Source organism: Nostoc sp. (assembly GCF_036919815.1).
Lineage (GTDB): Bacteria > Cyanobacteriota > Cyanobacteriia > Cyanobacteriales > Nostocaceae > Nostoc.
Genome location: NZ_JBALCE010000012.1, coordinates 1 through 14,335 on the forward strand (window position 1 = coordinate 1; position 14,335 = coordinate 14,335).

Genomic DNA, 14,335 nt, shown 5'->3' on the forward strand with positions numbered 1-14,335 from the left:
ACAGCTTACAGAAGGAAAGTTAAACTTCATCTAAGTTGAGAACCGTAGTTTTTGCCCTCACCCTAAATCCCTCTCCCAGATATGGGAGAGGGACTTTGAAATTCTGGCTCCCCGAACCCCAAATCTGGGGTTCGGGGTTGGGGGATGAGGGCAAATCCTTTTCATCACCGAAGAACTACAGGTTTCAAGATAGACGTGGTTTAACTATCCTTCTGTAAGCTGTTCCCTTTTTTTAAGAAACCTTTGCCATTAGTCAGCGTCAGAAGAGTAAATAGTCTCTGAGTTATTTTTTAAGGGCATCTAAAAGTCAGACAACTGACATCTTGCACCATTATCAATAACCGTAAGATAGGCACTGCCAATCCCCAATCCCCAGAGTTCTCTAAAAAATGGACGAGATTTGGGTAATATAAAGGAGCTATCTTTTCTGCATGGCAGATCCTGAAAGAAAAGCTCTCTTTGTCTTACCCGTTGGAGATATTTCTATGCTGACTTTAAAAATCGCTGTTTATATTGTTGTTGCCTTCTTCGCCGCTCTGTTCGTCTTCGGATTTTTGTCGAACGATCCTGCTCGTAACCCCGGCCGTCGGGACTCAGAGTAAAAGGACGATAAATCATCCGCGACTTTGGAAGGCGGAAGATACTAAACGCCACGGAAACTTACTAAACTTTCAAAGTGGTAAGTTTCCTCTTCCAAGTGGCTTGCTCCAGGTAGCAGAAGGCGACAGTCGGAAGGCAAAATGTATTATTTATCCTTTCGTCGGTCATTTGGCTGTTTGTTAGCCCGATTTTGCTCAAATATGCTTCATCCAGTTCTGCCGCCCAATCCGCCTCCTATCCTCGAATCTTTACAACCTGTAAATCCTGCCTCATCTTTTAGTCATACAAAGTTTCTTTCAGGTGTAGAAACTGGAATACACGAAAAGACAGACAAATCCCAGCAGCCCAAGGATTTGGCTCAGTTGGCAATTGCGGGTGACACCAAGAGTAATCCGCCATTGCCAACTCCGATCAAATCAATTCCCGATGACTTGGTAGTTGTCAAAACTCACTCTATACCTCATTCACCAGAAAGTTTACCACTAGAATTTTCCCCGATCACCGCTTCTAGGAATGCTGCACTTTTGGGGCAGTCGGTGGTAGTTGGTTATCCCATGCAGGAAGTTCTAGGCTCTAATCGCCATCAGAGCAGGGAGACTCAAAACCCCTACGGAGTCCAAATTGGAACAATAGGGGAGAAACTTCCTACATTCTCCCTGCTCCCTGCTCACCTGCCTTTGCTTGACGTTGCTCCAAGTGTCACAAACAGCGACAAGTTAGTTGAGTCGAAGGCGGAAATTTTAGCTGAGAAGTTAACCCAACAAAAACAGCAAAGTGATATTACTGCACAACAGTCTCCAAAAGCAGACAATATCTCTGTATCTGCTGCTGATCTTGCACCGAGTTCTCAATCAGTACAAAATTTTATAAAATTCAAGTCTCGCAGCGCGACAAACCAACCCTCAACGCCGATCATTGTAGAATTCAAGTCCCCAACCCAGCAACAAAGTCAAGTACCACAGCGAAATAGCACTAATCAGCCACAAAGTCAACCATCTGCAACAACCGCGCCAGCCAGACCGAGAACTGTAGAAGTCACTTCCGATCGCCAAGAGTATGACGAGCAACGGCGAATTGTTACAGCTGTAGGTAATGTAGTTGTGCGATTTGATGGGGCGGTGGTGGATGCCGATCGCCTGCAAGTGAATTTGGATAACTTGATTGCTGCGGGGGAAGGCAACATAACTTTAACGCGGGGCGATCAGATACTACACGGACAACGTTTTACCTATAACTTTGTTCAAGATAGTGGCGAACTGGAAAATGGTAGAGGAGAAATTTACGTACCCTCAGCCCAAACAGATTTTGCTTTCTCGCCCACGAATGTAACTACTGGTGGAGTCTCAAAACGCCCACCAAGCGATCGCATTCTAGCCAATCAGCCCCTTTCCGGTGTGAGCAGCCCTGGAGGAATTGATCTGACAATTGGTGGTCAGGCAAATGCTACCAACATCCCACCACCGAAAAGTGGGGGTGTAGTGAATCGGCTCAGGTTTGAAGCTGAACACATTAACTTCTATCCGCAAGGCTGGCAAGCAAGCGATGTCCGCATCACTAATGATCCTTTTTCGCCGCCAGAACTAGAATTACGCGCAGATAAAGTAACTCTGACGCGAGAGACACCCTTAGTAGATCGCATCAAGACAGAGCGACAGCGTTTGGTATTTGATCAAACACTCTCCTTACCAATTCCAGTAGATGAGCAGACTATTGACCGCCGGCCGCGGGAGGTTACACCTGCTATAGTCTCCCCTGGCTATGATGGAGATAAGCGGGGTGGTTTGTATGTTGAGCGTGGCTTTCCAGTGATCAATACAGACCAGACTCGCTGGACGATCACGCCGCAGTTATTAGTACAGAAAGCTGTGCAAGAAGGTACGGGTGACTTAGGCGCACTATTTGCTGTGAAGACAAAGATAAATTCCGTTTTGAGTCCACGGACGGTAGTTGAGGGGACTGGGGAATTAACCAGTTTTGACTTGAACAAAGTGGAAGATAATTTGCGGGTGAATTTGGGATTGCGCCAGACATTAGGCAGTTCCCTTCCTCATATCTTGAATCTGCAATATAACTACCGCGATCGCCTCTACAATGGTAGCCTTGGCTTTCAAACTGTCCAAAGCAGTTTTGGCGGCATTATTAGCTCTCCTGTGATTCCTCTAGGAAAAAGTGGCATCAACCTTAACTATCAGGCAAGCGCTCAGTATATCGATGCCAACACCGATCGCCAAGACTTACTAAAACCGCAGCGCGAAAACGATCGCATCTCACTAGGTCGTTTACAAGCCAGCGCTACCCTTAGTAAAGGGCTGTTACTGTGGCAAGGAAAACCATTACCACCCACTCCCACTGAGGGATTACGATACACGGCTCAACCTGTAGTTCCTTACTTGCAAGCGATCGCTGCCATCACAGGTACTAACAGTTATTACAGCAATGGTGATAACCAAAGCATCTTAACTGCTACAATTGGCTTACAAGGTCAAATTGGTCATTTTTCTCGACCTTTTTTCGACTATACCGCCTTTAATATTAGTTATTCCCAAGGCTTAAATAACGGATTATCGCCCTTTTTGTTTGATCGCTCCGTTGATAACCAAGTGTTGAGCGGTGGGATATCACAGCAAATCTACGGCCCTTTTCGCTTAGGCTTCCAAACATCTGTTAACTTGGATACTGGTATACAAACTAGTACCGACTACATTTTGGAATATAGCCGTCGCACCTATGGCATCACCTTGCGTTACAATCCGGTGCTGGAGTTAGGCGGCTTTAGCATCCGAATTAGTGATTTTAACTGGGGTGGCGGCACTGATCCATTTTCGGAAGTTAAGCCAGTAGTAAACGGCGTGCAACAGGATAATTAGTCAAACTAGTTATTAGTGATCATAAGTAATCACTCTCACGCCTGGGAAACTTCACCGCCCTAACTTGGGAATAAGTTGATGCACCACTAGGTATTCTCAGCTTGGCATAGTCGCCGCTTAGTTGAACACTTGACGGTGGTTGGTGTAGGGTTGCACACCATCTTTGCACTGCGGCTTGGTACTCTCGCCATTGCTTGCGGATTGCAATACTGGCGGTATCGTTACCTAAGTCTGAAAATCTTAGCCCCGCTCGAATCAGCCAAGATTCCACGTCAGTTGTTTCACCAACTATTTCTGGAATGGGATTAATGTTTTCCATGAGTAATATCTTTTATGCATATTTAAAATTGGTTATTTAACTTTAAGAGAAACTACTGATAATAACCAATACAATTGTTTATCAAAATCATAAATGAAAATGATTAAAAAAATGGCTCATATCTGAGTATGGATACTCAGATATGACAAAACGAATTATTTATTATTACGGCTCTCGTTTGGATGCAATACATGGTAGGGGCACAGAAAAATCTCATTGGTGTCAACTTAACGTAGAAGTTAGGCTTGGCAAGCTTTCGAGGTTTGACCCTCACCCCCAGCCCCTCGACCAATTTTGGTCGAGGGGAGCAAATTATCTAGTTCCCCGAATCCTAAGTTGGGATTCGGGGTTAGGGGATGAGGGCAAAACGTCTTCTCAAAGCAGATTTTTTCTTAAGTTGACACTTATAAGCATTGCTGTGCCCCTACGAATGGTTTGTATTCTATGCAATTGAGAACCGCGATACTAGGGCTGGCAAATATCATTGCTTTAGCTGATGAATAAGCTGTTTTCTAGCTCGTAATTACTAGAAGCGATAGCCTAATCCGGCTTGGAAGCTCAGAGCATCAGCATCACTATTTCTGTAAGCGCCAATACCCCATTTAGTATCGCCATAGGCAATAACATTGTTGCTAACTTCTGATTCAATCCCAAGGGTGACTACAGGTGCATTCTGATTGCCCAATGGGGTTTTTTGACCTTCGTCAGTTACAAAAGAATAACCACCACCGAAGTAAACATTAGTATTTTTGGCGATAGGCGCATCGTAAGTCACTATGGGCATAATTGCGGCAGCATCACCACCATACAGCACAGAACCCCGTAGTGAAAGAGGTGTTTTGGGAACGGCGTAACGTCCTTGGATATTGCCACCAACTTGTGCTTCATCGTTTCCTTGTCCGCCACTGGTTGCACCAACCGCAATTCCAGCACCGATGTAATTACCGTTTGTACCGGCTGTTTGAGCAGATGCAATACCGCCTGAAAAGACGATTGAAGCAACAGCAAGGAAAGAGGTAGCTAATTTTGTAAGTTTCATAGAATTCTTCTCACCAGAGTTAAGTAAAATCAATGTTCTCTAGTACTAGAATCTCTTTTTTTACAAAATGTAACCTCACACATCTGGTTCACCCAACTGGCTGAATTATTATTCACCCAGTTGGGTGTACCAAGTGAAATATTCAAATAACATACGCCATCATATACTTTGGCTACGAGTCATAAACCATTTTTCTGCTTTCTCCAAACTATAAAATAGTTCGCAATCACATCCAAATAAACGCTTTCCGGCTCCTTTCAGAATTATTCGTTTTAGTAAAGACTCCAAACTAGGAGAAGTAATCATAGCTATACCCAAGCAATATTGCTCAAATTCTTTTTTGTGTAAACGCAGCCAATCACTTTCCATTTTTTCGCCAGCTTTTGATTTTCGAGGTTTACCACTAAGGTCTTGAAAAGCAAAACCTATGCGCTCTTGATAATTGATCAAATGTGTAAAGCGAGCGAGATAATTCTGAGTATCTTGTTCAGTAACCTCTTCCCCAATCCGAATTAAGCAATATGGCTGTTTTCGATTTTCGATGATATTGACCATAGAGTTTTATATCTTTTATCTGACTGTTAACTTTTGTTTGAAACTTAGTAAGTTCGATAAACATTTCTTCTCATTTTGCCATTAGCGTTGGCCTAGCCTGCCGCAGGTATCGCCTGCGTTGCCAAGTAATACCAAGTTACGATAGATAGTATTATTTGCTCAAAAGTTAGTCCAGTAGCGGCCTTGATTCCAAACAAGACTAACTTTGGCAACTTGGTATAAGTCCTATAACAGTTATTTCTTTAAGCGTTGACGTAGGCGAGATATAAAAGTATTCACCTCTGATATTTTCATCGATGAAGCGATCGCAGCAAACACCGCAATCCCCACGAAGCCAGATATACCCAACTCCAACACCAGAATCAGTAAACCTTCTTTACCTAAAAATTGTTGACAAGCAACCAATGTTCCATAGCTTGCTACGCCAGCGACAACGCTACCAGCAGCCAAACCCAAAATCGGCACACTCCACTCCCGCCAAGGTAAACCATTAAGTTTGCGATCGAGCAACCATAACAGCATTAACATTGAGCTGCAATTTACACCCACTGTTGCCAACACCAAACCGGGAGCGCCAAAAGGTTTAACGAAAAACCAATCTAGTAAGGCGTTGAGCAAGATGTTATAAATACTGATGCGAAAAGGTGTCTGTCCATCGCCTAAAGCATAGAATACCCGCACCAAAACATCACGTCCCAAATAGACAAACATCCCAATTCCATAAGCGACTAACAAGGATGAAACTAGCTGTGTAGCTTCTGGTTTGAAAGCACCACGCTCATATACTACCTGCACAATGGGTACTGATAACGCCACCATCAGCGCCCCTAGCGGTAGCATGGTGAAGGCAGTGAGTAGCAGTCCTTGGCGAATGCGTGATTTTAGCTCTGGCCAATTTTCGGGGCCGGCAAGTTTGGCAAATATTGGTAATAGGGGCAGTAAAATGATATTAGAAATAATCCCCAAGGGAGTTTGTACTAACAGATTCGCATAGTTAAATCCTGCCGCAGCACCAGGGATAGGACTGGCAAAATAAAGGTCAGTGGCAACATTAATTGGCATCATTCCAGACGAAACTGTTGCCGGAGTCATGATTTTAATTACTTCTTGAACGCCTGGGGATTTAAACTCAAACCGCAGGCGTAATGTGCCTAATCCTAACCGCCACTGGACAATTAGTTGCACTAACCACTGGAGAATTGCTCCTGCCAAAGTTCCCCAAGCTAACACCATTCCCCCGATTAAAGCGTACTCCGGCTTAATCATATCCTTGCCCAGTTGCATAGCCAAGATAGCAAGTCCAGCAACAACCGTAATACTAGATAATAAGGGACTAATGGAGAGCAACCAATATTGATTGGCTGTATTGAGAGTTCCAAAGCCAATGCCAATTAAACCTGAAAATAAAGCCATCGGCGCCATAATGCGGAGTTGTTGAATGGCGATCGCTCTGGTTGTCGCCTCCAAACCCTGACCAACGAAATCAACGATCGCATCCGCAAATAAAATCTGAGCAACTGTCACCACCAACAGCACTCCAGCCACCAGCGTTGTCACGGTTTCTACTAGGGGAGCCGCTTCTTCTCGCCGCCGCTTGGCTAAAACGCTGACGATCGCACTGTGTAATGGCCCATTTACACCACCAAGTAATATTAATAGAAAGCCAGGGATAATATAGGCATAACTATAGGCAGTGGCAGCAGCACCAACACCAAAAGCGGCAGCGATCGCTTGCTGCCGCACTAAACCGAAGATTTTACTAATTAATGTGGCTGCGGCAACAATGCCAGCAATTCCAGCGAAAGAACGAGAGGGTTTTTGGTCTTGTTGTGTCACGAATAATACCCGACAACTCTTGCAGAGTGCATACTTTAAAACATTTAACCTGAAATTCCGCAATCTGTCAGGTAAATTTTGACAAATTAGTCATTAGTTTATAGTGCGATGGCTGCGACGAGCTACGCCTACGCTCAAAACGAAACTGCTGCGATCGCTACGTAAAATTAATTAAATTGGCTCGTAGTAAGGGCTAGAGGCGCTTACTACAAACCTTTTATTATTCATGTCTTCTGCTGTATACAAGCCAAAATTATTTTTTAACCCATTACGAAAATAGATAAAGATTGGGGAACTATAACAATAACCATCTTCTGGGAAATAGTTGAAAACTGCAAAAATTTGCAGTTTGTCATATTTTTGACCCCCTTTGACTCCATGAAGTTTGGGATGAGGAGTCATTAATCATATAAAAACGACATAATCCAGAGCAATGGAACCCAATTCAAATTTCACAGAAAATCAACTTCTTTTGTCAAGCGTTCAACTTCAAGAGCAACTAGAGCAACAAAAGGCTCTGGCGAGTGTAATTGTGCGAATTCGGGAGTCTCTTGACTTAGAGACAATTTTTCAAACCACCGTTACCCAAGTGCGTCAGTTGCTTAATGCTGACCGTGTAGCAGTCTTCCAGTTTGACCTGGAAAAAGATTGGGAAGGAAAATTTGTTTCTGAGGATGTTGCACTTGGCTGGGACTCGGCATTGGCACTAAAAGTTTACGATCACTGCTTTGGAAAACAATTTGCTGCCAGTTATCAACAAGGTAGAGTGCAAGCAGTAGCAGATATTTACCAAGCGGGGCTGAGTGATTGTCATGTGGCAATTTTGAGTAAATTTCAGGTACAGGCTAATCTCATTGTCCCTCTATCGCGGGATAAGGAACTGTGGGGATTGCTTTGCATTCATCAGTGTAGTGAGCCTCGTGACTGGAAAGAATCGGAAATTGAGTTTATTCGTCAAATTGCTGACCATCTTACCGTAGCGATTCAACAAGCAAGGCATCTCCATGAAGTCCAATTGCAAGCTGCAAAATTGGCTCAAGCGGCTCAACGCGACCAAGTAATTGCTCAGATTGTTGATGAAATTCGCTCACCCCTTGATATTGAAACCATTTTTAAAACCACAACTCAAGAAATACGCCAGCTGCTGCAAGCTGATCGAGTTGCCATCTTTAGCTTCAATCCAGATTGGAGTGGTAACTTTGTTGCTGAATCAATTGCGGAAGGCTGGACTCCCTTAGTTGGCGTTCAGCCAGCGATCGCTGATACTTATTTGCAACAGACGCAAGGCGGACGTTACGTTAAAAACCAGACATTTATAGTCAATGACATTTATCAAGCCGGATTAACAAAGTGCCATGTAACCCTGTTGGAGCAATTCCAGGCAAAAGCCTTTGCAACTGCCCCCATTCTCCAAGGAGATCAACTTTGGGGAGTGATCGCTGCCTACCAAAATGCCTCACCCAGACAGTGGCAATCTTATGAAGTCGAATCACTGACCAAAATTGGTACACAAATTGGTGTGGCACTGCGACACCATAAGTTGTTGGCACACGCTCAGTACCAAGCAGAGCAACAAAAGACATTAACTAGCGTGATTACTCGAATTCGGGAGTCTCTAGATTTAGATACAATCTTCCAGACTACTGTCACCGAGGCCCGGCAAATGCTGCAAGCAGACCGAGTGACAGTCTTTCGTTTTTACCCTCAAAAAGATTGGGAAGGAGAATTTATTTCGGAGGATGTTGTACCTGAGTGTAATTCGGTAATCGCAGAAAAAGTTTATGATTATTGCTTCGGTGAAAACTTTGCACACCTTTACGCCCAAGGTCGAGTAAATGCGATCGCTGACATTTATCAAGAAAACTTTCCAGGTTGCTATATCCAAATCCTAGAAAAATTTCAAGTGCGTGCAAATATGATCGCACCTCTATTGAAAAAAGGTGAACTTTGGGGATTGCTGTGTATTCACCAATGTAACGCTCCTCGTGACTGGCAACCCTCTGAAATTGAATTTGTCAGTCAAATAGCCCAGCAATTGGGAGTCGCATTAAAACAGGATTCTTATTTAAAGCAAGTTCAAATGCAGGTTGTCCAGTTAGCACAAGCCACCGAACGGGAGAAATCGATGGAACGGCAAGAACTGCTGGCTGCAACCATTGACAAAATCCGCCAGTCACTCGATATTAAAACTATTTTTAGAACCACTACTCAAGCTGTGCGAGAGTTGCTCGAAGTCGAGCGAGTTGCAATCTACCGCTTCAACTCAGATTGGAGCGGTAAATTTGTGGCAGATTCCTTTAAAGATGGTTGGAAACCTGTTGTACAAGCCCAACCAATGATTATAGAAACTTTTGAGGACACAGACGATGATAACGAACTTCCGCGCAACGAAACCTTTGTTCCGATTCGGGAAGGTGAAAAATTGTGGGGATTATTAGTTGCTTATCAAAATTCGCAACCGCGTTATTGGAAAAATGAAGAAATTAATTTACTGGCTCAAGTAGGGGTGCAATTTGGAATTGCAATTCAGCAAGCGGAATTACTCGAACAAACTAAACGTCAAACCTCAGAACTGACTCAAGCTCTGCAAGAATTAAAACAAACTCAGACTCGGTTAATTCAGGGTGAAAAAATGGCAGGTTTAGGACAACTACTTGCTGGAGTCGCTCATGAAATCAACAATCCTATCAGTTTTATTTTTGGCAATCTCATCCATTTAAATGAATATGCTCAAGAACTGCTAAATGTAGTGAAACTTTACCGTCAAAACTCCTCCCTATTGCCAACTGTCCAACAACAAATTGACAAGACTGATTTGGAGTTTCTCATCGAAGATTTACCCAAAACTCTTGAATCAATGAAAGTAGGAACAGAGCGGATTTGTGAAATTGTCCTATCACTGCGTAACTTTTCTCGTACAGATGAGGCTGAATTGAAGCCTGTAGATATTCATGAAGGATTGGATAGTACTTTGTTAATCTTAGGGCATCGGCTCAAAAATAATAATCAACGCCCAGTTCTTGAGATTGTTAAAGAATATGCTAATTTACCTTTGATCGAATGTTATCCAGCGCAATTAAATCAAGTGTTTATGAATCTTTTGAGTAACAGTATCGATGCCTTGGAGGAAAAGTTTAAAACTATACAGGAAAAGTATTTTAAGTTGTCACAAAGGTGTCCGAAAATACCCTTAACTATCTGGATTAGTACGCAAGCTGTTAATAATCAGATTGTAATTAGAATAGCTGATAATGGTCTGGGGATTCCAGAAGAGGTGCGATCGCACATTTTTGACCCTTTCTTCACCACAAAAGCAATAGGTAAAGGTACAGGGTTAGGATTATCTATCAGTTATCAAATAATAGTTGAAAAACATCATGGTCAGATTAAATGTTCCTCTAAACTAGGAGAAGGAACAGAGTTTTTGATTGAAATTCCTAGTGGTAATTAAAGGCGACTGATCTTTGATAATTCTCACTCAGTATTAAGTAGGGGAGCGAAGATAAACAGACTTTTTCTCTGTTCCCTGAAAACATCACAACTGCACTCTGTAGCCCACCTCTCCGACTAGCGAGTTCTTTTTCTATTTCGTCTTCATCTAATAACTGTTTACCAGAAGCGACAATAAGATACGCTTTCACCAGAGTCTAATATATAGCCCAATAAAGAAGCTTGATTTTCCATTTTTTGAGTAAAATATCTCTGTTTTTATGCTCAACGCTGAGATTCTTTACTTACTTACACCCCAAACTATCTCGCGTAGTAACACCCGTAACCGGATTTACCCCATCAGCCCTTTCACACAGCAGCGACACTTGATAACGGTCAACCAAAGCGTCGGTAAAATCAGCACCAGTGATATCAGCATCGTAAAAACGGCTGCTCGTCAAAGTGGCTTCTGTAAAAATGGCATTTTTCAGGTTAGCACTATCCATAGTCACGCGATCGACCAAAGCGCCGCTCAAGTTCGCACCTTCCAGATTTGCTTTTAATAAAATTCCTTTAGTCAGAATTGCATTGCTTAAATTCGCTCCTTGGAAATTCGCCCCCCGCATTTCTGCTGCGACAAAAGTCACACCTGCCAAATCAGCATGAGAAAAGTCACGATTTTCTAAATTTATATTGTTGTAGTTGATTGTGTTTAGTTGAGCAAAAGCCGGTTTGGGATTAAGTATTATCCACAAAAATGCTAGTATCAAAATCGCAATCAAACCAAAAAAGCGCAGTAAAATATTTTTCATAACTTTATTATTTGTCAGTCGTCCTTTGTCATTAGTCTTTTGTCATTTAACCAATGACTAATGACTAATGACTAATGACTCTTATCTATTTCCAATCTTTACCAATGCGGATTGTAAGATCAGATTCTAAATCACCAATCGCCGACACCTCGATTTGACCCAAGCCTAAGACTTTTTGCAAATCAACTCCAACTCGTCGGTTGCCTTTTTGGACAACAATCTGAGTTTGACGTTGGGTATCTGGCCAATCAGGCACTTTGTAAATATTAGTAAAGCCTTTTTGTTTGAGATAAGCAATAACTTTTTCAGTTAGCTGAGGTTGATTGGAAGCATTTTGAATAGCAATTTTGAGGTTAGGAACCCGGCGCATATCTGGCTTCAAACCAGGTACATTTACCCCAACATAATCATTCAACAGGCTCTGTTGTCCAGTCATGTTCAGCCAATAGCTATCACGGTCTTTGCTAAAACGGCTAAACGTACCAGGCAACATGGTCATCTGGAAATTATCCCGATCCAAGTTGAGTCCGAAGTTGACCAACGCCATCATTTCTTCCATCTTCAGGTTGGTATCAAAGTATTTTCGCATCAAACGAGTTAATTGAGGCAACCTGGGTAAGAGGGTAGGACTATTTAAGCGTTGCAGCAATGCTGCTGTTAGTGCTTGCTGACGCTGCACTCTCGGCAAATCTCCTAAACCGGGTTCGCGGAATCGGACAAACTCTTCTGCTTGTTCGCCGTTGAGGGTTTGCCAGCCACTGACTAAATTAATCGACAGCCGACTGCTGGAATCTTTATATTCCATTGATTTGGGAACAAAGACCTCTACTCCGCCTAACTGATCGACTATCTGCCGTAAGCCGCTAGTAGAAATGCGGATGTAGCGATCGATTGGGGCATTGTTTAAGGTACGGCTAACTACCCGTGCAGCTAAGACTGGGCCGCCTTTGGCATTGGCATCTGATACCTTAGTTAATCCCTTTTCTCCCTTTTCTGGGATGGCGATCATCGTATCTCTGGGAATCGAAAGCACCCGTACAGATTTTTCAGTCGGGTTAAGCCGTACCAACAGCATGGTGTCGCTTTTCCCAGCAAAGCTTTCTGGTGAACCATCAACAGTATCGCTAACTGGTTCAATCCCCATAATTAAAATATTCATCGGTCGTGAAATCTGGTACTGGGAGAGTTTGCTCCATAACTCCCCTGGCAGTGGTATTTTTACCGCGTCTTTAGTAGTAGTTCCTAAATCTTCATCTGTTCGATCTAGATTGCTCCACAAGGGAGTCCAAAGTGCTAATGTTGATACCAGTAACCCAGATAAGATGATGCCGATGACAATAGTCGTGATCCACAACAGCCATCGAGGCATGGTCAAGCCCAGTCTCTCGTAAAGCTGATTGGGAATTGCGCCCACTGATTCGACGACGCTACGGTTTGGATTCGCTGGCTGGTTTAGTTCTACCTCCTCCTCCTCTGAGTCAGCTACTGGTGCAGGTGTTACTTGATTTTCCGTCCGTTGAAGTTGCGGCGATCGCACTTCAGTTTCAAATTCTGCTACTTGTTGAGATGTAACCGGATTGTCCGACCATTCGATTTGTTTTATCACAATTATTTCCCCACTCAACCACTCCCTAAAAGTTATGTTAATCGAAGCTACAAATATTGCCAGTGGAAAAGCTCACTGTAAACTTGTAATGTTCTTCGGTAAGGGTGTATGACAACATGAATACTTTATTGTTCCCCGTAATCCTTGCTGGTGGTAAAGGTGAACGTTTTTGGCCTTTGAGTCGCAAAGACCGACCAAAACAATTTTTAAGTCTTGATGGTAGCTCTAGAAGTTTATTACAAGCAACCGCCGATCGCTTGTTAGCACTCGGAGGCACTTGGGATTCCTTGTGGGTTATCACTTCTAGTCAGATAGCTGAAGGGGTACGACAACAATTACCTGATTTACCAGTTGAAAACTTATTGATCGAGTCGGAAGGAAGAGACACAGCCGCAGCCGTTGCTTGGACAAGTTTAAAAATCAAACAGCGCTATGGAGAAGACGCTGTGATTGGCTTTTTCCCTGCTGACCACTGGATTGCTGACCAAAAGGCGTTTGCAGACGCTTTAAGCGCGGCTACGCAACTGGCAGCAAGCACAGCAGCGATCGTTACACTGGGGATCAAACCTACTTTTCCATCAACAGGTTATGGCTACATTGAACAAGGTGAAAAAATAGGTAGCTTTAATGAGTTGCCAGCTTATCACGTCAACCGTTTTACTGAAAAGCCCAACCGGGAAACGGCAGAGACTTTTTTATCTACGGGATGCTTTAGCTGGAATAGTGGGATGTTCGTTTTTCGGGCAGGGGTTGTTCTCAAAGAACTACATACCCATGCTCCAGAAATTATCGAACCTTTAGAAGAACATGGGTCTGATATCTATCCCCAGTTGCCTAAGAAGAGTATAGACTATGCGCTAATGGAAAAGACAAATTTAGCATACGTTTTGCCAGTTGATTTTGGTTGGGATGATTTAGGAGATTGGAATGCGATCGAACGCTTACTGAAGACAGAGGAGACTCCCAATGTAGAACTCGCTACCCACATAGGGTTGGATACGCAGGGGGCGATTATTTATGCCTCAAATCCAGAAGATGTAGTTGTTACTATTGGTTTAGAGGACGTGGTGATTGTGCGCGATCGCAATGTCACCCTCGTTGTTAAAAAAGAACGTACCCAGGAAATTAAGCAGATCCTCAAAATTCTCCAAAGCGATTCCCGATTCACCGACCTGCTATAAAAGTTAAAACCCTTGGCAGAGGCTAAAAAGTCTATTTTTCCATTATAACTTGACTGTCGAAAAGCAGAGCATTGGGTATTGGGCATGGGGC

General features: G+C 43.2%; 10 protein-coding genes. 4 read left to right on the top strand and 6 right to left on the bottom strand.

The window, feature by feature from the left end; translation table 11 throughout:
* Window positions 1-485: 485 nt before the first annotated feature.
* Window positions 486-602: a photosystem II reaction center protein I gene (locus V7K15_RS04045; protein ID WP_292796444.1), complete on the top strand. Its 117-nt coding sequence runs from the start codon at window positions 486-488 to the stop codon at window positions 600-602.
* Window positions 603-740: 138 nt separating this feature from the next.
* Window positions 741-3,467: a DUF3769 domain-containing protein gene (locus tag V7K15_RS04050; protein WP_442949643.1), complete on the top strand. Its 2,727-nt coding sequence runs from the start codon at window positions 741-743 to the stop codon at window positions 3,465-3,467.
* Window positions 3,468-3,486: 19 nt separating this feature from the next.
* On the opposite strand, the gene V7K15_RS04055 is transcribed toward V7K15_RS04050, so the two are convergent.
* From V7K15_RS04055 to murJ, 4 genes are all read right to left on the bottom strand, one after another.
* On the bottom strand, window positions 3,487-3,786 hold the full coding sequence (locus tag V7K15_RS04055; protein WP_334903229.1) for a hypothetical protein: 300 nt from the start codon (window positions 3,784-3,786) through the stop codon (window positions 3,487-3,489).
* A gap of 526 nt (window positions 3,787-4,312) precedes the next feature.
* Complete coding sequence (locus V7K15_RS04060) at window positions 4,313-4,825, bottom strand: hypothetical protein (protein WP_334903231.1); 513 nt, start codon at window positions 4,823-4,825, stop codon at window positions 4,313-4,315.
* A 159-nt stretch (window positions 4,826-4,984) separates the two neighbouring features.
* On the bottom strand, window positions 4,985-5,380 hold the full coding sequence (locus tag V7K15_RS04065; RefSeq protein ID WP_334903233.1) for a hypothetical protein: 396 nt from the start codon (window positions 5,378-5,380) through the stop codon (window positions 4,985-4,987).
* Between the two features lie 234 nt (window positions 5,381-5,614).
* Complete coding sequence (murJ, locus tag V7K15_RS04070) at window positions 5,615-7,216, bottom strand: murein biosynthesis integral membrane protein MurJ (RefSeq protein WP_334903235.1); 1,602 nt, start codon at window positions 7,214-7,216, stop codon at window positions 5,615-5,617.
* Window positions 7,217-7,649: 433 nt separating this feature from the next.
* On the opposite strand from murJ, the gene V7K15_RS04075 reads away from it, so the two are divergent.
* A complete protein-coding gene (locus tag V7K15_RS04075) occupies window positions 7,650-10,667 on the top strand; it encodes a GAF domain-containing sensor histidine kinase (protein ID WP_334903237.1) in 3,018 nt (1,005 codons plus the stop codon).
* Between the two features lie 283 nt (window positions 10,668-10,950).
* Here the strand turns inward: V7K15_RS04075 and V7K15_RS04080 are convergent, their stop codons facing one another.
* Together V7K15_RS04080 and V7K15_RS04085 are read right to left on the bottom strand one after the other, a co-directional pair.
* The gene (locus tag V7K15_RS04080) at window positions 10,951-11,457 is read right to left on the bottom strand and encodes a pentapeptide repeat-containing protein (protein WP_334903239.1); all 507 of its coding nucleotides are present in this window, start codon (window positions 11,455-11,457) and stop codon (window positions 10,951-10,953) included.
* An 85-nt stretch (window positions 11,458-11,542) separates the two neighbouring features.
* Window positions 11,543-13,063 (bottom strand): LCP family protein, encoded by a 1,521-nt coding sequence (locus V7K15_RS04085; protein ID WP_334903240.1) that lies wholly within the window; start codon window positions 13,061-13,063, stop codon window positions 11,543-11,545.
* 116 nt (window positions 13,064-13,179) lie between these two features.
* Here V7K15_RS04085 and V7K15_RS04090 point away from each other — a divergent pair, with 116 nt between their 5' ends.
* Complete coding sequence (locus V7K15_RS04090; protein WP_334903242.1) at window positions 13,180-14,244, top strand: mannose-1-phosphate guanylyltransferase; 1,065 nt, start codon at window positions 13,180-13,182, stop codon at window positions 14,242-14,244.
* Window positions 14,245-14,335: the final 91 nt, after the last annotated feature.

Coding starts and splice junctions, on each gene's coding strand:
- V7K15_RS04045 (WP_292796444.1), top strand. CDS start 486: ATGCTGACTTTAAAAATCGCTGTTTATATTGTTGTTGCCTTCTTCGCC.
- V7K15_RS04055 (WP_334903229.1), bottom strand. CDS start 3,786: ATGGAAAACATTAATCCCATTCCAGAAATAGTTGGTGAAACAACTGAC.
- V7K15_RS04090 (WP_334903242.1), top strand. CDS start 13,180: ATGAATACTTTATTGTTCCCCGTAATCCTTGCTGGTGGTAAAGGTGAA.
- V7K15_RS04050 (WP_442949643.1), top strand. CDS start 741: ATGTATTATTTATCCTTTCGTCGGTCATTTGGCTGTTTGTTAGCCCGA.
- V7K15_RS04080 (WP_334903239.1), bottom strand. CDS start 11,457: ATGAAAAATATTTTACTGCGCTTTTTTGGTTTGATTGCGATTTTGATA.
- V7K15_RS04075 (WP_334903237.1), top strand. CDS start 7,650: ATGGAACCCAATTCAAATTTCACAGAAAATCAACTTCTTTTGTCAAGC.
- V7K15_RS04060 (WP_334903231.1), bottom strand. CDS start 4,825: ATGAAACTTACAAAATTAGCTACCTCTTTCCTTGCTGTTGCTTCAATC.
- V7K15_RS04065 (WP_334903233.1), bottom strand. CDS start 5,380: ATGGTCAATATCATCGAAAATCGAAAACAGCCATATTGCTTAATTCGG.